Raw genomic sequence first — 19,668 nt, 5'->3', positions numbered from 1 at the left:
TGATATTGTAGTTTCACGCCAAGCGGCCACCGCTCGTGCCGCACGCAACGACAAATGGGTCCCAGCTTTCGCTGGGAAGGTGGACGCGAGGGGCTACCGCACCCCCACCAACCCCCGCGCCGCCGCGCGAAGCTTCGCCGAGTCATAGCCCACCCCCGCGCGAAAGACGGTGACCACGTTGTACAGGTCGCGCGCGTTGGCCGCGGGATCGCCGCGCACCACGACCAGGTCGGCCTGGCGCCCTGCGGTCACCGCGCCGATGTCGCGGTCCATGCCGAGGATCCGCGCCCCGTTGTAGGTGAGGATCTGCACCGCCTGCGCGGGCGAGAAGCCGGCCTCGCGCAGCATTTCGTAGTTGCGGATGTTCCCGAACCCCGGGAGGAATCCCGTCCCCCATGGGTCGGACCCGGCGCCGAGCAGGCCGCCAGCCGCAACGAAGTCGCGCTCCCACCGCATCATGCTCTGGAGGAGCCTGTTGGTCACGATGAGACCGCCCTGCCGGATGTTGGCGAAGTTCTGCTCCACCTCGCGCCGCACGTCCGGCTCGAGCATCGCCATCGCCGCGGTGTCGAGCTGGAAGCGCTCGGGGGAGAAGGTCTCGTAGACGGCGAGCGTCGACACCACCGCCGCCTTCGTCTTCGCCAGCGCCTTGATCGACGCCTGCACCGCCGCGCTCCCCACGTCGACGTCGGTCTGGACGTGCATGTTCTCCGGCGGGCACACGTCGGGCTTCTTCCCCGGGACGTAGTCGCTGGCCGTGATGAAGCCGTGCTGCAACGCGTCGATGCCTAACGCGGCAGCCTCGGCGAACGTCACGGAGCAGAGGTGCCCCGTCACCTTCATCCCCCGCGCGTGCGCCTGGCGGATCACGTGCCCCAGCATCGCGCGCGAGATACGCCCCTGCACCTTCACCCAGCGCACCCCCTCGGCGTGCCAGAAGGCCAGCGAGCGCGTCGCCTCCTCCTCGGTCTTGAGCGCCTTGGCGTTGGCGCTGGCGGTGGCGCCGCCGTCGAGGTACGGGCCGGTGATGAGGAAGCGCGGCCCCGGGAGACGCCCCTCGTTCACTGCGCGCGCCATGTTCAGCTCCTGGTAGGGGAGCATGCTCCCCGCGCTCATCGCCGTCGTCACCCCAAAGGCGAGATATAGGAGCGGCGCCGAGGTGCTCATCTGCGTGATGCGCTTGACCCCGCCGAAGTACGTGTGCTCGTGCAGGCCAACGAGGCCGGGGATCACCGTGTGCCCAGACAGGTCGATCACGCGCGCGCCGGCGGGAACGGTCGTCCTCGACGACGCGCCCACACTCGTTATGCGCGTGCCACTGATGATCACCGTCTGGTCGTCGCTCGGCGCCGCCCCGGTACCGTCGATGATGCGGACGTGCGCGAGCGCGACGACCGGGGCGTCGATGCTCACGTAGGGGCGGACATCGCCCGAGACCGCCGGGCGCGATTGCGCGGCGAGCGGTGCACCGAATGCACCGGCGGCGATGGCGGAACGGGCAACGGCCGCAAGGGACCGACGGAAACGGCGAACAGCACCGCGCGACGCGACGAAGCAAGGCATCAGAGAGAATCCCATCTATGAAGTAGAGCCATGGTCGAGGCGTGAAAGTGCCCCCGCACGCCGCTCGACGCCATCGACCCTCCACTCGACAGAGGGGTATGTTGTCAAGGAAAATCCCTTGACAACACGAATCCCCAAGTCCATTCTCTCTCCACACCACGCGGCGATCCCGCGACTGGCGGTCCTCGAGACGAGATGAGCGATTGGCGGTGGGAACCTCAGCGATAGCGGCGCATGTCGCGCGCCCCCTGACGGTGGCGAAGAGCCGAGTGGACGAGCGGTACGACACCGACCAGCGGCTCACACGACTGGTGTACGCCTACCTCGCGACCTCGGCGGTCTGGCTCCTCCTCGGCACGCTGGTCGGCTCGTATCTCTCGCTCAAGTTCATCTGGCCCGACCTGGGAGTGGCCCCCGCGCTGTCGTTCGGACGGCTGCGCCCAGTCCACGTCAACCTGGTCTTCTGGGGCTTCGCGTCGCCGGGGATGCTTGGATTGGCGCTGTGGGTCGTGCCGCGCACCTGCCGCACTGCGCTTGCCAGCCATCGCCTGGCGTGGATCGCGCTCGCACTCATCAACCTCTCGGTGCTCGCCGGCGCGTTGCAGCTCCTGTCGGGGATCACCAACGGCGCGGGGGAGTTTCGCGAGTTCACGTGGCCGGTGATGGGGCTCTTCGCGATTGCCCTGGTCCTGCTCACCATCACGCTGTATCGCACCATCGCCCAGCGCGCCACGCGCGAGCTCTACATCTCCAACTGGTACATCCTGGCGGCGTTGCTGTGGACCATCACCCTCGTGGTGATTGCCTACGTCCCGTGGATCCAGAGTGGCCTCGCCGACACGGTGGTGCAGGGCTACTACATGCACCAGGGAGTGGGGATGTGGTTCACGCCGATGTCGCTCGGCCTCGCGTACTATTTCCTTCCCAAGCTGCTCAACAAGCCGATCTACTCGTACTCGCTCGGCGTGCTGGCCTTCTGGACGCAGCTGCTCTTCTACACGATGATCGGCGGGCACCATTTCGTCTTCAGCCCTACACCGTGGCTGCTGCAGACCGTCGCGATTGTGTTCAGCGTGGGGATGCTGGTGCCGGTCGTGGCGGGGACGGGGAACTTCCTCCTCACCATGCGCGGGAGCACGCGCTCGTTTGCCCGTAGCTACTCGCTCCCCTTCATTCTCATCGGCGTGGTCCTGTACTTCGTGGGCTCGACGCAGGGGACGCTGGAGGCCCTGCGATCGCTCAACGAGCTGTGGCACTTCACCGACTTCACCGTCGGACACGCGCACCTGACCATGTATGGCTTCGTGGCCTTCCTCATCTGGGGAGGGGTTTACGCGCTCGTCCCGCGCCTCAGCGGGCGGGAGCCGTCGCACGGGGCGATCGGGCTTCACTTCTGGCTGTCGGTCGTTGGGCTCACGGTGTACGTCGGCGCGCTGTCGATCGGCGGGACGCTGCGCGGGTTGAGCTGGCTCTCCGGTGCGCCCTTCATCGAGTCGGTGCAGCTGATGGCGCCTTTCTGGCTCGGCCGCGCCGTGGGAGGGGGGCTCATGCTGGCGTCGCACGTCGTCTTTGCCTGGAACCTGTGGCAGATGCGGCCGGCAACGGTCCGTGAGGTGCAAGCGGTGACCGACGTCGTCGCGCTGGAGGCACACGTCGCATGAGGCTCGACTTCCATGAAGATCATCGCCTGCTGTTCGGGACAGTGCTGGCCGGCTTCGTTGCGCTGAGCGTCGTCGTTGCGGTGGCGCCGGCGGCCTGGTTGCAGCGCGCGGTGCCGCCAACTCCCGGGTCGCGCCCCCTCACCGCGCTCGAGCAGCGGGGGCTCGACGTCTATCTCTCCGAGGGGTGCGTGTACTGCCATACGCAGCAGGTGCGTCCACTGGCGCAGGACACCACGCGGTACGGCCGCGCGTCGATTGCTGGCGATTATGCCCGCCTGCGGCCAACCGGCCCCTTCCATCCCACGCCGCGCGTGCTCGGCACGGAGCGCACGGGGCCGGACCTGAGCAACATCGCGGCTCGACAGCCGAGCGCGGTGTGGCACTACTTGCACCTGTACCAGCCGCGCGCCGTCGTCCAGGGGTCTGTCATGCCGTCATTCCCGTGGTTGTTCGAGGTGCGCGACAGCGCCTCGGCCGGCGATTCGGCGATCACGGTTCCGGCGCCGTATGCGCCAACCGGCGGCGTGGTGGTGCCGAGGGAGTCGGCGCGTGCGCTGGTGGCCTATCTCCTGGCGCTGCGCAGCGCTTCACTGCCGTCTTCGTCGTCCGCGCCCGCGTCCGGCGTGGTGCGCGAGACGGCGGCGCCAGTTGCAACGCCGACGAGCACCGATGACGGCTCCGCGTGGCGCGAGCAGGGGGCGAAAGTCTATGCGTCCAACTGCGCCGCCTGCCACCAACCGTTGGGGACCGGGCTTCCCGGCACATTCCCACCGCTCGCCGGCGACGCGATGGTGACGGCGGCGGACCCGACTCGGCACATCGAGACCGTGCTATTCGGTGCGAGCGGGAGCACGATTGGCGGGGTGCGCTACACCAGCCCGATGCCCGCCTGGGGAGCGACGCTCTCCGATGCCGACATTGCCGCGGTCATCAATCACGAACGGAGCAGCTGGGGAAACCGGGCGCCGCTGGTGAGCGCGGCCGATGTCGCGACCATTCGCGCGCAGGGAGGACGTCGTGCGCAGTGAATTCATGCCTGACGAGTCGCTGGTCGAGGTCTATCTCGATGGCGCCGCGGAGCCATTCGCCACTCACGTTCCGCCGGCGCGCTTTGAACTCGACACCACGCGCATCGAGGACGGCGTGCATACCTTGCGCGTCGTTGCGCGCGACGGCTCGGGGCGCCGCGGCGTGCGCTCGGTCTCGTTCACGGTGCGCAACGGTCCGGGCATCGCCATCGACGGTGTACACGATGGCGACGTGGTGGACGGGAAGCTCGCGCTCCTGGTGAACGCGTATGGCGCCGGCTATGAGCAGCACTGGGAACCGGCACGCGCCGAGACCCCTGCACCCATTCCGACCGCCACATGGGTCCTCCTGCTCCTGATAGTGGCCTGGGGGCTCTTCTACCTGGTGAGCAACTGGTCGCCAAACGGATCGCCGGCACTGCTCGAGGGGGCGGGGCATCATGCCTCGGCGCCCTCCGGCGGAGTGGGGACGGCGCTGGTGGTGGGCGGGGCGGTGGCGCTGGTGGTGGCGGTTTTCGCGTTAGGCATCTGGAAGTTCCTCCGTCCCGGCGAGCACGAGGCGGATCACATCAAGCGTCGGGTCCTCGAATGACGGAGGTGCCATGCAACCTGCACCGATGACTTCCCGCCACCGCCTGTTGCTCGACGCACTCAAGCGGCGGGGGCGCGCCACTGTCCCGCAGCTAGCTGACGAGCTGGCGCTCAACATCGAGACGGTGCGCGATCACCTGAAGACGCTGGTCGCGCGCGACCTCGTTCGGCGCGAGCCGGCGTCCCGCCACGGTCCGGGGCGGCCGGAGATCGCCTACGCCCTCACCGACGCCTCGGAAGTGCTCTTCCCTCGGCGCGAGGGCGAGATCCTGCGCGAACTCGGGACGTATCTCGTACAGCACGGGAACGAGCAGCTGCTGCGCGACTTCTTCTCCGGGTATATCGACCGGCGCCGGCACGAGGCGGCGGAGCGCGTGGCGCATCTCGAGGGACGCGAGCGCATCGACGAAGTGGCGAGGATCTTTTCCGAGTTGGGGTTCATGCCCGTCGTCCAGGAAACGAATGACGGGCCGCGCCTGCGGCTCTGTCATTGTCCCCTGCGTGACCTCGTGAGCGCGACCCGCATCCCTTGTCGCGCCGAGATCGGCTTCCTGGCCGAGCTTCTCGAGACGCGCCTCACGCGGGTGAGCTACATTCCCGAGGGTGATGACAGTTGTTCGTATGAAGTGGCACGAGCGACATGCTGACCGAGCAGCAGGTGCGCGACGCGCTCGCCGAGGTGGCCTATCCGGGTTTGCGACGTGACATCGTCGCACTCGGCCTCGTACGCTCGGTCGCGGTGCGCGACGGCCGCGTGCACGTCTCGCTCACGCTTTCCACCGAGCGAGAGGAGGTGCCCGGGCTGCTGCGTGCCGCGATCGTCGAGCGGTTGCAACTGGCGGGCGCCGTCCGCACGGAAGTCCAGCTCCTGACCCCCGAGCGAAAGCCGGTGGAGCGCGATCCGTGGGCGCGGCAGGGGCGGCTGCCCGGGGCGCAGCGGATCATCGCCGTCGGGGCCGGCAAGGGAGGTGTAGGGAAGAGCACGGTCGCGGTGAACCTCGCGCTGGCACTGCAGGAGTCGGGGCTGCGCGTGGGCATTCTTGACGCCGACATCTACGGCCCCTCGGTTCCGGTGCTGCTGGGGCTGGAAGACGGTGCCTTTCGCGCGCAGATGACACCGGAGAAGCAGATCGTGCCGCTGGAGGCGCACGGGCTCGCGGTGGTGTCGTTCGGCTTCTTTCTTGGCGCCGGGTCGCCGGCCGTGTGGCGTGGACCGATGGTGGGGAAGGCGGTGACGCAGTTCTCTCGCGGAGTGGTTTGGCCCGGCCTCGACATCCTCGTCGTGGATCTTCCGCCGGGAACGGGCGACGTCCCGCTGTCGCTGGCGCAGTCGGTCGTGGTGGACGGGGCGATCGTCGTCACGACGCCACAGCGACTCGCCGCGCTGGAGGCGGCGAAGGCGGTGGAGATGTTCCGCACGCTCGATGTTCCCGTGCTCGGCGTGGTGGAGAACATGAGTCACGCCACGTGCGAGTGCGGACGTCGATCGCACCCGTTCGGAAAGGGAGGGGGCGCAGACCTCGCGCGCACGTCCGGTGTGCCGCTGCTGGGGGCGCTGCCGTTCGACGAGTCGGCCGTGGATGGCGGCGATCGCGGTGCCCCCATCATGGTGCAGACGCCGCACGCCGAGATCGCGAGCGCCCTGCGAACGATCGCCGAGATGGTGCGCAGCGCATTGCAGCTGGAAGTGCAGGGAGTGGAGAGCGCGTCATGACGCCATCGCGCCTGATGCCTTCGTCGCGCACCGAGTCGCTGGTCCGCGACGCGCTGCGAACCGTGATCGATCCCGAGATCGGGCTCGACATCGTGACCATTGGGCTGGTCTACGACGTGGAGGTCAGTGGAGACACGGCCACGATCACCTTCACGCTCACCACGCGCGGGTGCCCCATGCAGGCGCACATCACGAACGGCATCGTGCGCGCCGTGTCGTACGTCCCCGGCATTTCGCACGTCGAACCGAATCTCGTGTGGGATCCGTCGTGGCATCCCGGCATGATCATGGAGAGAGCAAAATGAACGTCCTGGTCGAGCAGTTCCCGCTGGCGTTGCAGGTGGTGGATGCCTCACGAGTGGTCGAGGTGGACGTGCGCGAGGAGCTGCGCGCCGGCCGCGAGCCGTTCTCGCGCATCATGGCGGCCCGGCGCGAACTCCCCGACGGTGGGGCGCTGGTGGTCCGCGCGATCTTCGAACCGGCGCCGTTGTACGCGGTGATGGCGAAGCAGGGACTCCTGCACCATACCGAGCAGCTGGCGGACGACGACTGGCGCGTCTGGTTCTATCCCGATGTCGCGGTGCTCGATGTGCGCGACATGGAGCCACCCGAGCCAATGGCGCACACGCTCGCGGCGCTCGAGGCGCTTCCCGATGGGCGCGCGCTGGTGCAAGTGAACGTGCGCGTGCCGCAGTTCCTGCTTCCCAAGCTTGGGGAGCGGGGCTTCACGTACGAGGTCCGCACCGTGGCACCGGACCGCGTGCATCTCGTCATCCGCCGGCCGTCTCCGGCCGCCGCATGACTTCCCTCACTCCAGGAGTGACTTCAGCATGACCGATACGCAGACGCTCGACGTTCGCGTGATTCCCCCGCGCGACAAGCATCCCACGATCTTCCAGACGTTTGACGCGCTTGCCCCGGGCGCATCGTTCGTCCTCATCAACGATCACGACCCCAAGCCACTGCGCTACCAGTTCGAGGCCGAGCACCAGGGGAAGTTCGGCTGGACGTACCTGGAGCAGGGGCCCGAGGTGTGGCGTGTGCGCATCGGCAAGCCTGCCGTGTGACGCCGTGACACTGTGACAGTTCGGCGCGTGGCGGGCGGGACCGGTCGCTGAGGATTGACGCGGCCGGTGGGAAGCCCGATGGTTGTAAGGCATTGTCCGACGAGTCTTCCTCGTGCGCCTTGCCCGCCTCGCGCATGCCGTCCAGGCGACTCACTCGGACGCACCTCATCGACGCGCGCCCCTGGTGGAGGTCATCGACATGAGTGGTGTACGAGTCCTGGTTGGCACACGCAAGGGAGCGTTCATCCTCGAGTCCGACGCCAGTCGCGATGTGTGGACGGTCGACGGCCCGCTATTCGGCGGTTGGGAGATCTACCACATGAAAGGGTCGCCGGTGGATCCTGACCGGATCTACGCCTCGCAGTCGTCGGGGTGGTTCGGGCAGATCATCCAGCGCTCCAACGACGGCGGGAAGACGTGGGAGACGATGGGGAACGAGTTCCCGTACGAGGGCGAGGCGGGGACGCACCAGTGGTACGATGGGACGCCGCATCCGTGGGAGTTCAAGCGCGTCTGGCATCTGGAGCCGTCGCTGAGCGATCCAGACACGGTGTACGCCGGTGTCGAGGACGCGGCGTTGTTTCGCACCACGGATGGTGGCCACACATGGCACGAGCTGCCGGGATTGCGCAGGCACGGTTCGGGGGCGAGCTGGATGCCGGGGGCCGGCGGCTTGGGGCTGCACACGATCATCCAGCACCCTACCAATCCGAAGCGCCTCTGGATCGCGATCTCGGCGGCTGGCGTCTTCCGCACCGACGATGGCGGTGCGTCGTGGGAACCGGCCAACACGGGGCTCACGTCCAAGTACATGGCCGACCCCAACGCGACGGTGGGCTTCTGCGTGCACAACCTCTCGCTCAACCCAGGCAACCCCGAGCGGCTGTACATGCAACTGCACTGGAACGTGATGCGGAGCGACAATGGTGCCGATTCGTGGCAGTTGATCAGCGGCAACTTGCCGAGCGATTTCGGCTTCCCCGTGCAGGTGCACGCGCACGATCCGGAGACCGTGTACGTGGTCCCGATCAAGAGTGACTCCGAGCACTATCCGCCAGATGCAAGACTGCGTGTCTACCGCAGCCGCAACGCCGGCAAGGACTGGGAGGCGCTCACCAAGGGACTCCCGCAGGAGCACTGCTACGTGAACGTCCTGCGTGACGCCATGAGCGCCGATCGCCTCCCGTCGTGCGGGATCTACTTCGGGACAACGGGGGGACAGGTCTACATGTCGCCAGACAGCGGCGACCACTGGCAGGCGATCGCCCGCGACCTCCCCGCCGTTCTCTCCGTGGAGGCGCAGACCCTCCCGTGAGCGCACCGGTCGTGTCGTCGGTCCGTGTGGTCCTCCCCTACCACTTGCGCACCTTGGCCAAGGTGGGCGACGAGGTGCGAGTCGAGGTGGACGGGGCGATAACGCAACGATCGGTGCTCACCGCGGTCGAGCGAGCCTATCCGATGCTGCGCGGGACGATGCGCGACCACGTCACACAACTGCGCCGCCCATTCTTGCGCTTCTTCGCCTGCGAGGAGGACCTGTCGCTCGACTCCCCGGACACCGAGCTTCCGAAGGCGGTTGCCGAGGGGAAGGAGCCGTACCTGGTAGTGGGGGCGATCGCCGGCGGTTGATCGCGTCACCCTTCGTCTCACGCGCCGAAGACGGGATATCGCGCAGCCATTCTGCGGAGCGATGTGGCGGAGCGATGTGGCGGAGTGAGGGGGAGCGCGACAACTTGCGCGCTGTTCGTGCGGATCGTGTCCGTCACTCGCAACCTCAGCCCCGTTCCCGTGCGCCGCCGCATCCAACTCGCCTTGCGCTCCCTGTCTTCGGTTGCGCTCCTCGTCGCGGCGGCCTGCTCCAGGTCACCCGATGCCACGTCAGGCGCGCCGTCGCGCCCCATCACCATCACCAACGTCTCGATCATCGACGGGACGGGGGCGAGCACGATCAGCGGGGCGGTGCGCATCGTTGGCGACACCATCGCCGACGTTGGCTCCGAGGTGGAGTCGGCGCCGGGCGACTCGGTCATCGACGGGCGCGGTATGGTGGTGGCGCCCGGCTTCATCGACACGCACTCGCACCACGCCTCGGGGCTGGGCGATTCTCCCGATGCGCGCGCGGCGGTGAGCCAGGGGATCACGACGGTCGTCGGCGGGCAGGACGGAGGCCATCCCATGCCGTTAGGCGCGCGGCTCGACACGCTGCAACGGAAGGGGACGGTGATCAACGTCGCCTTCTATGCGGGCCATGGCACCCTTCGCGATGCCGTGATGGGGAAGGACTTCAAGCGCACCGCGACGCCGGCGGAAGTCGACTCGATGGCAAAGCTCCTCAAGCGCGAGCTGGATGCCGGCGCGCTGGGGCTGTCGACGGGGCTGGAGTACGACCCGGGGATCTACTCCGCTCGTGCCGAGGTGTTGCAGCTGGCGAAAGTCGCCGCCGCGGAGAAGACGCGCTACATCAGCCACATCCGCAGCGAGGATCGCTGGTTCTGGGACTCGATCGACGAAGTCCTGACCATCGGCCGCGAAGCGCACCTCCCGGTGCAGGTGGGGCACGTGAAGCTGGCGATGATCCCGCTGTGGGGGCAGGCCGACTCGCTCATCCGCACGCTGGAACGCGCGCGCGCCCAGGGCATCGATGTCACCGCCGACATCTACCCGTATCCCTACTGGCAGTCCACGCTCACCGTCCTCTTCCCCAAGCGCGACTTCGACAACCGCGCCGAAGCGGAGAAGATCCTCAGGGAGATTGCCAAGCCCGAGGGGTTGCTGCTGGGTGACTACGCCCCCAACCCGTCGTATGCCGGGAAAACCGTCGCCGAGATTGCGAAGGAACGCAAGGAGGCACCGGCGGTGACGCTGATGACGCTCATCCGTGACGCGGAGGCGATGCGCGCCGAGCGCGAGAGGTCGGGAACGGATGGCGAGACGGTGGAGAGCGTCGTGGCGACGTCGATGGACGAGAAGGACATCGCCCGGCTGATGGCATGGCCGCACACCAACATCTGCTCCGACGGCTCGCTGGATGGCGCGCACCCGCGCGGCTACGGCGCCTTCACGCGCGTGCTGGGGCGGTACGTGCGCGAGCGCAAGGTCATCTCGATCGAGGATGCGATCCGGAAGATGACGTCGCTCTCGGCGAAGCATGTCGGGATCACGCGGCGCGGCACGCTGGCGCCGGGGCAGTATGCCGACCTGGTCCTCTTCGACCCGAACAGCGTCGTCGACAACGCGACCACGAAGGAGCCGCACGCGCTCTCGACCGGCATCGCCAGCGTGTGGGTGAACGGCCAGGAGGTGTGGCATGAGGGGAAGGGGACCGGCGCCCGCCCCGGGGCGGTGATCCGCCGCCAGCAGCAACGCCCTGACATTGCCCCTCCCGAAGGGCGTTAGGCGCGCGCGCTTCGCTCCCATCGCCCCCTCATCGATGATCCCCAGCCGACGCTCGTTCCTCGCCAGCGCTGCCGGTGCCGCTGCTGGGGCTGGTATCGCGTGGCTTGCCCTGGACTGGGGCACGGTCGACGAGGCGCTGGCGCATGCCGCGAGTGCGATGGAGCAGCGCCCGTTGCCACCATTCACCACGCTCACGCCTGATGAGGCGCGCGAGCTTGCGGCAGTCGCGGCCCGCATCGTCCCCACGACCGCCACCCCAGGCGCCACCGAGGCGGGGGTCATCTACTTCATCGACCGCGCGCTGGGGAAGGAGCAGGGGCGCTCGCTCAAGCTGCTGCGTGCCGGCGTCGCCGATCTCGCTCGGCGTGCCGCCAGGCGCAAGCCGGGAGCGACACGGTTCTCGGCGCTCGCTGCGGCGGAGCAGGACGCCGTGCTGGGCGACGTCGAGCGGGGAGAGTTCTTCCAGGCCATGCGCTTCCTGACGATGGTCGGGATGTTCGGCGACCCGTCGTGGGGCGGGAACCGCGAGGCGGTGGGGTGGAAGATCATCGGCTTCGAGCACCGCCGGTCGTACACGCCCCCATTCGGATGGTACGATGCCCAGGTTGCACGGGAGCGTTAGGTCATGACGCAGGGATACGGCGTGACGTATCCGCTCTCGTCGATCGTCGACTTCGTGATCGTCGGCTCGGGGGCCGCGGGGGGCGTGCTGGCCAAGGAGCTGTCGTCCGCCGGTTTTGCGGTGGTAGTGCTCGAGCGCGGCCCGCGGCTCCGTCCCGAGGAGTTCGAGCACGACGAGTACAAGTACTTCTTCCAGAACCACATCGGTGCCAAGACACCGGTCACCTGGCGCGAGACACCGAACCAGGTCGCCAAGCCACGAGAGAACGCGATCTGGGGGGCGCACATCGTGGGCGGGAGCAGCGTACACTTCACCGCAAACTTCTGGCGCTTTCGCCCCATCGACTTCAACGAGCGCAGCGTGGTGGGCGACATTCCGGGCGCGGCACTCGCCGACTGGCCCATCACCTACGACGACCTCGAGCCGTACTACACGAAGGTCGACTGGCACGTGGGCGTGTCCGGGGAGGCAGGTGGGTGGGGCGAGCCGCGGCGTTCGCGCCCCTATCCGGTTCCGCCGCTCCCGGTGAAGTCGTCGGGAGTCTTGTTCGAGCGCGCCGCGCGCAAGTTGGGGTGGCACCCCTTCCCGGCGCCAATGGCGATCCTCTCGCGAGCGCACAACGGGCGCACGCCGTGCCAGAACTGCGGCTTTTGCCAGGGCTACGGCTGCGAGTTCGGGGCCAAGAGTTCGACGCTGGCGTCGATGATCCCGGTGGCCGAGCGCACGGGGCGATGCGAGATTCGCCCAAACTGCTACGTGCGCAAGGTGCAGGTGGATGCCAGGGGGCGGGCGACTGGCGTGATCTACTTCGACCGGCAGGGGCGCGAACAGCTGCAACGCGCGCGCGCCATCATCCTCTCCTGCAACGGCGCCGAGACGGCTCGGCTCCTCCTCATGTCGAAGAGCAACCGCTTCCCGCAGGGGTTGGCCAACTCGTCAGGCATGGTGGGACAGCACCTGATGTTCAACGGCGGTTCGATGGTGGCGGGGATCTACGAGCATCCGCTCAACGAGTACAAGGGGGCGCAGGTCACGCGCATCGCCCTCGACTGGTTCGACAGCGATTCCAGGCGCGGCTTCTATGGCGGCGGCGGGATGGATGCGCGCGGCGACATCCTCCTCCCCATCCTCTGGGGGATGAGCGCGGCCGCCCCCGGTGAGCGCAACTGGGGCGCCGACTACAAGGCGTCGGTCGAGTACGGCTTCACGCGCCAGATGACGGTGATGGGGCACTGCACCTCGCTTCCCGTCGCCGACAACTCCGTCTCGCTCGACCCCACGCTCACCGACGCGCGCGGACTGCCCGCCATTCGCATCACGTATCGCGACCACGAGGATGACCTCAAGATGATGCGCTTTCTCCTCGAGCGCGGGAAGGAGATTCACGCGGCGGCGGGAGCGCAGAAGGTGATGCCGGTGCCGATCACGGTTTCGGCAAGCGGGGTGCATCTTCTCGGGACGTGCCGCATGGGGAACGATCCGCGCACCAGCGTGGTTGATACCAATCATCGTGCGCACGACGTCCCGAACCTGTTCATCTGCGATGGGAGCAGCCTCGTCACCTCGGGGCGCGGTCAGCCAACGATGACGATCATGGCGCTGGCCTTCCGGGCCGGCGACCGGATTACCGATCTCGCGCGCCGGGGAGAGGTCTGAGCCGCGCGGGCCCGGCCTTTCCCTTCGTGCAGACGTGACGCTCGCCAACCTGCCGCTCATCGGCGACTCTGTGTTGACCTTCGACAACCGCTTCGTCCGCGAGCTGCCGGGCGAGCCGGAGCCGTCGTCACGTCGCCGTCAGGTGCACGGCGCCTGCTGGAGCGCGGTGCATCCGACGCCGGTCGCGGCGCCGCGACTCCTGGCGTACGCGCGTGAAGTGGCACAGCTCGTCGGCCTCGACGAATCGTTCGTGGCCTCCCCGCGATTCGCCGAGGTCTTTGGCGGCAACGCGTTGTTGGAGGGTATGCAGCCGTATGCGGCATGTTACGGTGGGCACCAATTCGGGAGCTGGGCCGGGCAACTGGGCGACGGGCGCGCCATCACGCTGGGCGAGGTGGTGAACGCGCAGGGCGAGCGGTGGGAGCTGCAGCTCAAGGGGTCGGGGGCGACGCCATACTCGCGCACCGCCGACGGGCGCGCTGTGCTGCGCTCGTCGATTCGGGAGTTTCTCTGCAGCGAGGCAATGCACCACCTCGGCGTTCCCACGACACGCGCATTGTCGCTGGTGGCGACGGGCGACGAGGTGATGCGCGACATGTTCTACGACGGCAATGTGCGCTTTGAGCCCGGCGCCATCGTCTGCCGCGTGGCGCCGTCGTTCATCCGCTTCGGCAACTTCGAGATCTTTACCGCGCGCGGCGAGATCGACCCGCTGGTGCGCCTCGCCGACTTCACCATCACGCGCGACTTTGCGCACCTCTCGACCATCGCCGACACCGCCGAGCGACGTGAGCGTTGGTTTGCCGAGGTGTGCGAACGCACGGCGCGCATGATCGTGGAGTGGATGCGCGTGGGTTTCGTGCACGGCGTCATGAACACCGACAACATGTCAGTGCTCGGGCTCACGATCGACTACGGCCCGTACGGCTGGCTCGACGACTTCGACCCGCACTGGACGCCGAACACGACCGACGCGCACGGTCGGCGCTACCGCTACGTGGCGCAGCCGTCGATTGCGCAGTGGAACCTGGAGCGCTTTGCCGACGCGCTGCGCCCCCTGTTCGACAGCGACGCCGCGCTCTCGCGCGGGCTCGACCGCTACGTGGAGGAGTTCACCACGCGCTACGCGGCGATGCTGCAGGGGAAGTTCGGCTTCGATGCCTGGGGCGCCGACGAGGAAGCGCAGGCCAACGATGGGCTGCTGCTAATGCAGCAGGCATCGATGGACTACACCAATACCTTCCGGGCGCTGGGCGAGCTGGGTGACACGCTCCCCGCAGCCGATGACGCGCTGCTCGCGGCGTTTGGCGATGTCTTCTACGATGAATCGAAGCGCGATGCCCAGCGCGAGGCGCTCGCCGCCTGGCTGCGGCGCTGGCACGCCCGCGTCTCGCGCAGCGGGGAGCCGGCGGCGGCGCGACGCGCGCGCATGCACGCCACCAATCCGCGCTATGTCCTCCGCAACTACCTGGCGCAGAAGGCCATTGACCGTGCCGAGGCGGGGGATGCCGCCGGCGTACACGAGTTGCTTGACCTGGTGCGCCGCCCCTACGACGACCAGCCCGGGCGCGAGGCGTTTGCTGCGCGCCGTCCGGAGTGGGCGCGCGACAAGGCGGGGTGCTCGATGCTGTCCTGCAGTTCGTAGTTCCTGCCTGGGGGGCATGGTGGCGCCCCCTGGATTGGTGTAGGCTCCACCCAGCCCGCAACCGGACCACTCCATGATGCAACACCCCGTGGCGGCGTGGCACGCCGTCGTCGCCTCGCGCGATGCCGCCGCGTTAGGCGCCCTCCTCGCCGACGACGCCACCTTCCACTCCCCCGTCGTCCACACGCCGCAAGTGGGAAAGGCGCTCACCGTGAAGTACCTCGGCGCCGCCCTCCAGGTCTTCCTCAACGGCTCCTTTCGCTACGTGCGGGAAGTGATCGGGGAGCGCGACGCGGTGCTGGAGTTCGTCGTCGAGATGGACGGGATCACCGTCAATGGCGTCGACATGATCCACTGGAACGACGACGGGCGGATCACCGACTTCAAGGTGATGATCCGCCCGCTGAAGGGAATGAACGTCGTGCGCGAGCAGATGGCGGCGATGCTGGGGCTCGCCCCGCCCGCCTAGTCGCCGCGCCTACTTCGCGCTCATCACCGCGTTGGCCCGCTGCAGCGCCGCACTGGCGTGCGCGCTCTTCGGGTAGAGCTGCGTGTTGAGTTCGTACAGCGCCCTGGCCTTCGCCTTGTCGCGCCCCATCTCGATCATCGCCAGCAGGTCGACTGTCCCTTCCGGCGGGATCACGGTGTAGCCCATGATCTTCGAGACCTGCTCGTAGTGCGCCTTTACGTAGTTGGGGTCCTCGAGGGCGCGCATCAGGTCGGGCGAGTATCCGTCGAAGATGAAGCGCAGCGCATCGTACTCGGCGATGAGCGGCACCGAGCCGTGGCTGTCGTTGGGATAGTAGCGGAAAGCGTAGCGCACCCCGGCCTTGTTCTCGCGCTCGATGAGCGCATTCATGCGGATGATCGAGTTGTAGTGCGGGTTGTCGGCCGTATCGCTGGCGACGAGGGTGTTGGCCTGCCCCACGAAGAGCGTGCGCCCCGGGACGGTCGGCTTGGAGAAGAAGGCCGGAGCGTCCTTGAGGAGGCGGCGATTGTCCCACCAGAGCGACGTGTCGATGGCGACGTAGCTGTTGAAGACCTCTGGCATGGTGTAGAGCGCCGAGAAGGCCATCAGGCCGCCTAACGAATGCCCGACGAAGATGCGGTACGGGGCGGTGCGGTACATCGAGTCGATGCGCGGGATCAGCTCGTCCTTCATGAACGAGAGGAAGTTCGGCCCGCCGCCGGTCCCCTTGAGCGTGGTGTCAGGCTTCCCATCGAAGCCGGCGGTGACCAGCGTCGGAGACAGGTCGCGCATCCGGTTGGTGTTGGGGATGGCGACAACGATCATCTCCGGGACGACGAAGGTGCCGTTCACTCCCGTGCCAAGGATCTGCAGGAGACCGGTGACCGAGTGGAAGTGCGCATCGCCGTCCAGGAGATAGAGCACCGGATAGCGCTGCGGCGTGTAGGTCGTGTCCTTGTACGACGGCGGGAGGTAGACGAGGTAGGGGCGCTGCTCCTTTATGATCCTGGAATAGACCGAGTCGACCGTCCCGATCGTTATTGAGGAGGCGAACGATCGCTGGGCGCGGGCGGTGGAGTTTGACGCGATCAACAGCGCGGCCGACGCGGACAGGAGGAGCAGCGGGCGCGGGACAGCGAAGGAGAGGCGCATGGGACGACTGGGTGTGAGGGCCGATGCCACATTACCGCTTGCCCGGCGCGCCCGCGAGGGGAATTCTTGTGGGGTTCCACCTTCTCCCACTTCGCGCATGACCATGGATTCCGCCCGTCGCGACTTCCTGAAGGCTTCCGCCTCGACCACGGCGGCACTCACGCTGGGGACGCTGGTGCCCGAGACTGCGGCAGCGGCATTGCCCGAAACCGAGAACGCGGTAGCCGGTGTGACCGACGCTGCGACGGCTCCTCCGGGAACTACCGCCGCCCTCGCCCACGAGCGAGCGGTCACCAAGGCGCACGCCGTACCGCTCGGCCGAGTGCAGCTGACGGGGGGGCCGCTCAAGCACGCGCAGGAGCTCGATCGCGAGTATCTCCTTGCCCTCGATCCCGATCGCATGCTCGCCTACTACCGCGAGCGCGCCGGGCTCACGCCCAAGGCCAAGGGCTACACCGGGTGGGACGGGAACGGGCGCAACCTCACGGGGCACATCGCCGGGCATCATCTCTCCGGTGTATCGCTGATGTACCAGGCCACGGGCGACGCGCGCTTCAAGGAGCGCGCCGACTACATCGTGCGCGAGCTGGCGGCGGTGCAGCAGAAGAACGGCGACGGCTACGTGGGCGCGCTCGACGGGTTGCGCGAGGCATTTGCACGTTTGTCGAAAGGGGAGATCAAGAGCGGCGGCTTCGACCTCAACGGGCTCTGGTCACCCTGGTACACCCTGCACAAGACGTACGCCGGGCTGCGCGACGCGTATCGACACACGGGAAACAAGCAGGCGTTGCAGGTGGAAATCGGCTTCGCGACGTGGGCCGAAGGGGTGCTCAAGCCGTTGAGCGACGAACAGGTGCAGAAGATGCTCCTCACCGAGTTCGGCGGGATGAACGAGGTGATGGTCGACCTCTACGCCGACACCGGCGACGTGCGCTGGCTCAAGCTCTCGCACCGCTTCGAGCACCACGCCGTCACCGAGCCGCTCAAGCGCCATCAGGACAACCTCTCCGGGAAGCACGGCAACTGCCAGATCCCCAAGCTCATCGGCTCGGCGTCTCGTTATGCATATGCGGGGGAGATGGACGACATCGTGGCGGCGTCGTTCTTCTGGGACCGCGTCGTGAGGCATCACAGCTATGCCAGCGGTGGCCACGGGCTCAACGAGTACTGGGGGCCCCCGGATGTGCTGAGCACCCGTGTCGACGGGCGCGCCGCCGAGACGTGCAATGTGTACAACATGCTCAAGCTCACGCGGCGGTTGTTCTCGCTGCGCCCGGATGCGGCGTACGCAGACTTCCACGAGCGCGCGCTCTTCAACCACATCCTGGCGTCGATGGACCCTAACGACGGGCGCACCTCGTACATGGTCCCCGTGGGGCGCGGCGAGCAGCAGGAGTACCAGAACATGCAGCGCGACTTCACCTGCTGCGTGGGGTCGGGGATGGAGAGCCACGCGTTGCACGGACTTGGCGTCTGGTACGAGTCGGGCAACACCATCTGGTGCAACCTCTTCGTCCCGTCGACCGCGGAGTTCTCGTTAGGGAAGGCGACGCTGGCGATGGAGACATCTTTCCCCGACGGTGACTCGGCGACCATCACGGTGAAGGTGCTCCCCGCGGCCAAGGCGTTCACGCTTGCCGTGCGGCGCCCGTGGTGGGCGGGGGACGGCTTCGCCATCGCGGTGAACGGGACGCCGATCCCGCAGCCCAAGCTCGAGACACTGCGCGACCCCGTGGCTGGCGGTCGCGCCGGGGGGATCGGCAACGAGGCGACGGCGCCGGTGAGCACGTACGTGGAGCTCACGCGCACGTGGAAGGCGGGGGACACCGTCTCCATCACGACGCCCAAGTCGTTGCGGCTGGAGCCGACCCCGGACGATCCCACGGTGACGGCGATTATGTGGGGGCCGCTGGCGCTGGCGAGCGACATGGGGCCGCGCCTGGCCGACATCGACGAGAACTCGCAGGTGACGCCGGGGATGAAGGTCCCGATGCTCGTCACCGAGTCGCGCACCGTGACCGACTTCGTGCAGCCGGCGGGGAAGGCGGGAGACTTCACCATCACGCGCGTCGCGCGCGATCCCGAGGCGAGCGGTCCTGCGCCGGACATCGCGCTCACCCCGTTCTACCGCACGCACCGCAAGCGCTACTCGCTCTACTACGACCTGGTGACGCCGGCGCAGTTCGACGCCAAGGTCGCGGCGATGGCGGCGGCGCGTGACGCCGAGTCGCGCCTCGAGCGCGCAACGTTGGCCAAGGTGGTGGCCGGCGACGCCGAGTCGGAGAAGAAGGCGAACTACCGCAGCGAACCGGCCGACCGCCCCGTCGGGCGCAACGAGGGGCGCACCCAGCGCAACGGGTTGGGGTGGTTCTCCTACGATCTTGCGGTCGAGGGGGACACGCAGATGGCGCTGGTCGTCACGCACTTCGTGGAGCCCGGGCTTCCGCCGCAGCTTGGCCCCTTCGACATCCTGGTCGATGGGACGAGCGTGGGGGCGCACGTCCCCAACTACTCGGCGTCGGGGTTCTACAAGGCGACGTATCCCATTCCGCAGCAGCTCACGCAGGGGAAGGGAGTGGTGACGGTGCGATTTCAGGCGGTGGGGAGCGGGCGGGTGGCGCCGGTGTTCGAGGTGCGGGTGGTGAGGCGTTAGGCGGGCAAACGTTCACGAAGGGCATGGCGCGCACCGCGAGCCGAGGCGAGACGTCACATGACACTTGCAGCGCTGGTTGCACTCGGGATCTGGTGCGGAATTTGTCAGCAAGAGCGCGTACCGGCGGTCGCGCCGGACTCGATTCCTGTGGCACTGTTACGGACTTTGCCGACTCTGACTCGGCGCAACGGTGAGACGTTGAAAGCGCAGCTGGTCGTTGTCCTGTTTCATAGAGAGGCGACGGTTGCCGATCGCACGAGGGCGATTACTGCGATCGGAGGATGCGTCGTGGGTGGACGCCGGAGCATGCAAGGGGATGGGTGGTACATCGTGCGCGTGCCGACGGCAACGACCGTGGACGGCGTTCTCTCCGTCGTATTTGCGCTGAGGTCGGATCCTTCCGTTGAAGTGGTCGGCGACTACTCGACCAGCGCGCCAGCCGGGCCGCCGG

18 protein-coding genes are annotated in these 19,668 nt (G+C 67.7%); 16 read left to right on the top strand and 2 right to left on the bottom strand.

All coding sequences use genetic code 11. The annotated features are described in order from the left end of the window. Window positions 1–93: 93 nt before the first annotated feature. A complete protein-coding gene (locus tag IT359_08815; protein MCC6929075.1) occupies window positions 94–1,563 on the bottom strand; it encodes an amidohydrolase family protein in 1,470 nt (489 codons plus the stop codon). 254 nt (window positions 1,564–1,817) lie between these two features. Here IT359_08815 and IT359_08810 point away from each other — a divergent pair, with 254 nt between their 5' ends. The 15 genes from IT359_08810 to IT359_08740 all read left to right on the top strand — a co-directional run bounded on the left by IT359_08810 (window position 1,818) and on the right by IT359_08740 (window position 15,412). Continuing rightward, a complete protein-coding gene (locus IT359_08810; GenBank protein ID MCC6929074.1) occupies window positions 1,818–3,224 on the top strand; it encodes a cbb3-type cytochrome c oxidase subunit I in 1,407 nt (468 codons plus the stop codon). Continuing rightward, complete coding sequence (locus IT359_08805; GenBank protein MCC6929073.1) at window positions 3,221–4,252, top strand: cbb3-type cytochrome c oxidase subunit II; 1,032 nt, start codon at window positions 3,221–3,223, stop codon at window positions 4,250–4,252. The genes IT359_08810 and IT359_08805 overlap by 4 nt, the downstream gene beginning before the upstream one ends. Beyond that, complete coding sequence (locus IT359_08800) at window positions 4,242–4,844, top strand: hypothetical protein (protein MCC6929072.1); 603 nt, start codon at window positions 4,242–4,244, stop codon at window positions 4,842–4,844. Before IT359_08805 ends, IT359_08800 begins: the two co-directional genes overlap by 11 nt. Before the next feature lie 10 nt (window positions 4,845–4,854). Continuing rightward, window positions 4,855–5,490 carry a MarR family transcriptional regulator gene (locus tag IT359_08795; GenBank protein MCC6929071.1) on the top strand — a complete coding sequence of 212 codons (636 nt, stop codon included), beginning with the start codon at window positions 4,855–4,857 and terminating at the stop codon, window positions 5,488–5,490. After that, entirely contained in the window at window positions 5,484–6,557 is a 1,074-nt protein-coding gene (locus IT359_08790; protein ID MCC6929070.1) for an Mrp/NBP35 family ATP-binding protein, read from the top strand. The genes IT359_08795 and IT359_08790 overlap by 7 nt, the downstream gene beginning before the upstream one ends. Then, window positions 6,554–6,862: a metal-sulfur cluster assembly factor gene (locus IT359_08785; GenBank protein ID MCC6929069.1), complete on the top strand. Its 309-nt coding sequence runs from the start codon at window positions 6,554–6,556 to the stop codon at window positions 6,860–6,862. The genes IT359_08790 and IT359_08785 overlap by 4 nt, the downstream gene beginning before the upstream one ends. Continuing rightward, entirely contained in the window at window positions 6,859–7,359 is a 501-nt protein-coding gene (locus IT359_08780; protein MCC6929068.1) for a DUF2249 domain-containing protein, read from the top strand. The genes IT359_08785 and IT359_08780 overlap by 4 nt, the downstream gene beginning before the upstream one ends. A 28-nt stretch (window positions 7,360–7,387) precedes the next feature. Continuing rightward, a complete protein-coding gene (locus tag IT359_08775) occupies window positions 7,388–7,624 on the top strand; it encodes a DUF2249 domain-containing protein (GenBank protein MCC6929067.1) in 237 nt (78 codons plus the stop codon). 199 nt (window positions 7,625–7,823) lie between these two features. Continuing rightward, window positions 7,824–8,939, top strand: coding sequence for an exo-alpha-sialidase (locus tag IT359_08770; protein MCC6929066.1), 1,116 nt, complete (start codon window positions 7,824–7,826; stop codon window positions 8,937–8,939). A gap of 11 nt (window positions 8,940–8,950) precedes the next feature. Then, window positions 8,951–9,253: a MoaD/ThiS family protein gene (locus tag IT359_08765; protein ID MCC6929065.1), complete on the top strand. Its 303-nt coding sequence runs from the start codon at window positions 8,951–8,953 to the stop codon at window positions 9,251–9,253. A 159-nt stretch (window positions 9,254–9,412) separates the two neighbouring features. Next, window positions 9,413–11,020 carry a D-aminoacylase gene (locus IT359_08760; protein MCC6929064.1) on the top strand — a complete coding sequence of 536 codons (1,608 nt, stop codon included), beginning with the start codon at window positions 9,413–9,415 and terminating at the stop codon, window positions 11,018–11,020. Window positions 11,021–11,054: 34 nt separating this feature from the next. After that, complete coding sequence (locus tag IT359_08755) at window positions 11,055–11,642, top strand: gluconate 2-dehydrogenase subunit 3 family protein (GenBank protein MCC6929063.1); 588 nt, start codon at window positions 11,055–11,057, stop codon at window positions 11,640–11,642. Between the two features lie 3 nt (window positions 11,643–11,645). Beyond that, a complete protein-coding gene (locus IT359_08750; protein MCC6929062.1) occupies window positions 11,646–13,298 on the top strand; it encodes a GMC family oxidoreductase in 1,653 nt (550 codons plus the stop codon). Window positions 13,299–13,368: 70 nt separating this feature from the next. Then, entirely contained in the window at window positions 13,369–14,943 is a 1,575-nt protein-coding gene (locus IT359_08745; protein MCC6929061.1) for a YdiU family protein, read from the top strand. A gap of 73 nt (window positions 14,944–15,016) precedes the next feature. After that, window positions 15,017–15,412 carry a nuclear transport factor 2 family protein gene (locus IT359_08740; GenBank protein MCC6929060.1) on the top strand — a complete coding sequence of 132 codons (396 nt, stop codon included), beginning with the start codon at window positions 15,017–15,019 and terminating at the stop codon, window positions 15,410–15,412. A gap of 9 nt (window positions 15,413–15,421) precedes the next feature. Here IT359_08740 and IT359_08735 read toward each other — a convergent pair whose 3' ends face one another. Continuing rightward, complete coding sequence (locus IT359_08735) at window positions 15,422–16,564, bottom strand: alpha/beta hydrolase (GenBank protein MCC6929059.1); 1,143 nt, start codon at window positions 16,562–16,564, stop codon at window positions 15,422–15,424. A gap of 97 nt (window positions 16,565–16,661) precedes the next feature. Between IT359_08735 and IT359_08730 the strand changes: the two genes are divergently transcribed. After that, the gene (locus tag IT359_08730; GenBank protein MCC6929058.1) at window positions 16,662–19,217 is read left to right on the top strand and encodes a glycoside hydrolase family 127 protein; all 2,556 of its coding nucleotides are present in this window, start codon (window positions 16,662–16,664) and stop codon (window positions 19,215–19,217) included. The last annotated feature ends 451 nt before the right edge of the window (window positions 19,218–19,668 follow it).

The sequence above is a fragment of the Gemmatimonadaceae bacterium genome (genome assembly GCA_020852815.1).
Lineage (GTDB): Bacteria > Gemmatimonadota > Gemmatimonadetes > Gemmatimonadales > Gemmatimonadaceae > SCN-70-22.
Note: the sequence above shows the minus strand (reverse complement) of the source record. Positions and strands in the feature narration are given on the sequence as shown.

Bases quoted from the DNA above. Each gene is read 5' to 3' on its own strand.
- IT359_08815 (MCC6929075.1), bottom strand. From the start codon at position 1,563: ATGCCTTGCTTCGTCGCGTCGCGCGGTGCTGTTCGCCGTTTCCGTCGG.
- IT359_08805 (MCC6929073.1), top strand. From the start codon at position 3,221: ATGAGGCTCGACTTCCATGAAGATCATCGCCTGCTGTTCGGGACAGTG.
- IT359_08795 (MCC6929071.1), top strand. From the start codon at position 4,855: ATGCAACCTGCACCGATGACTTCCCGCCACCGCCTGTTGCTCGACGCA.
- IT359_08790 (MCC6929070.1), top strand. From the start codon at position 5,484: ATGCTGACCGAGCAGCAGGTGCGCGACGCGCTCGCCGAGGTGGCCTAT.
- IT359_08785 (MCC6929069.1), top strand. From the start codon at position 6,554: ATGACGCCATCGCGCCTGATGCCTTCGTCGCGCACCGAGTCGCTGGTC.
- IT359_08780 (MCC6929068.1), top strand. From the start codon at position 6,859: ATGAACGTCCTGGTCGAGCAGTTCCCGCTGGCGTTGCAGGTGGTGGAT.
- IT359_08775 (MCC6929067.1), top strand. From the start codon at position 7,388: ATGACCGATACGCAGACGCTCGACGTTCGCGTGATTCCCCCGCGCGAC.
- IT359_08770 (MCC6929066.1), top strand. From the start codon at position 7,824: ATGAGTGGTGTACGAGTCCTGGTTGGCACACGCAAGGGAGCGTTCATC.
- IT359_08755 (MCC6929063.1), top strand. From the start codon at position 11,055: ATGATCCCCAGCCGACGCTCGTTCCTCGCCAGCGCTGCCGGTGCCGCT.
- IT359_08750 (MCC6929062.1), top strand. From the start codon at position 11,646: ATGACGCAGGGATACGGCGTGACGTATCCGCTCTCGTCGATCGTCGAC.
- IT359_08740 (MCC6929060.1), top strand. From the start codon at position 15,017: ATGATGCAACACCCCGTGGCGGCGTGGCACGCCGTCGTCGCCTCGCGC.
- IT359_08735 (MCC6929059.1), bottom strand. From the start codon at position 16,564: ATGCGCCTCTCCTTCGCTGTCCCGCGCCCGCTGCTCCTCCTGTCCGCG.
- IT359_08730 (MCC6929058.1), top strand. From the start codon at position 16,662: ATGACCATGGATTCCGCCCGTCGCGACTTCCTGAAGGCTTCCGCCTCG.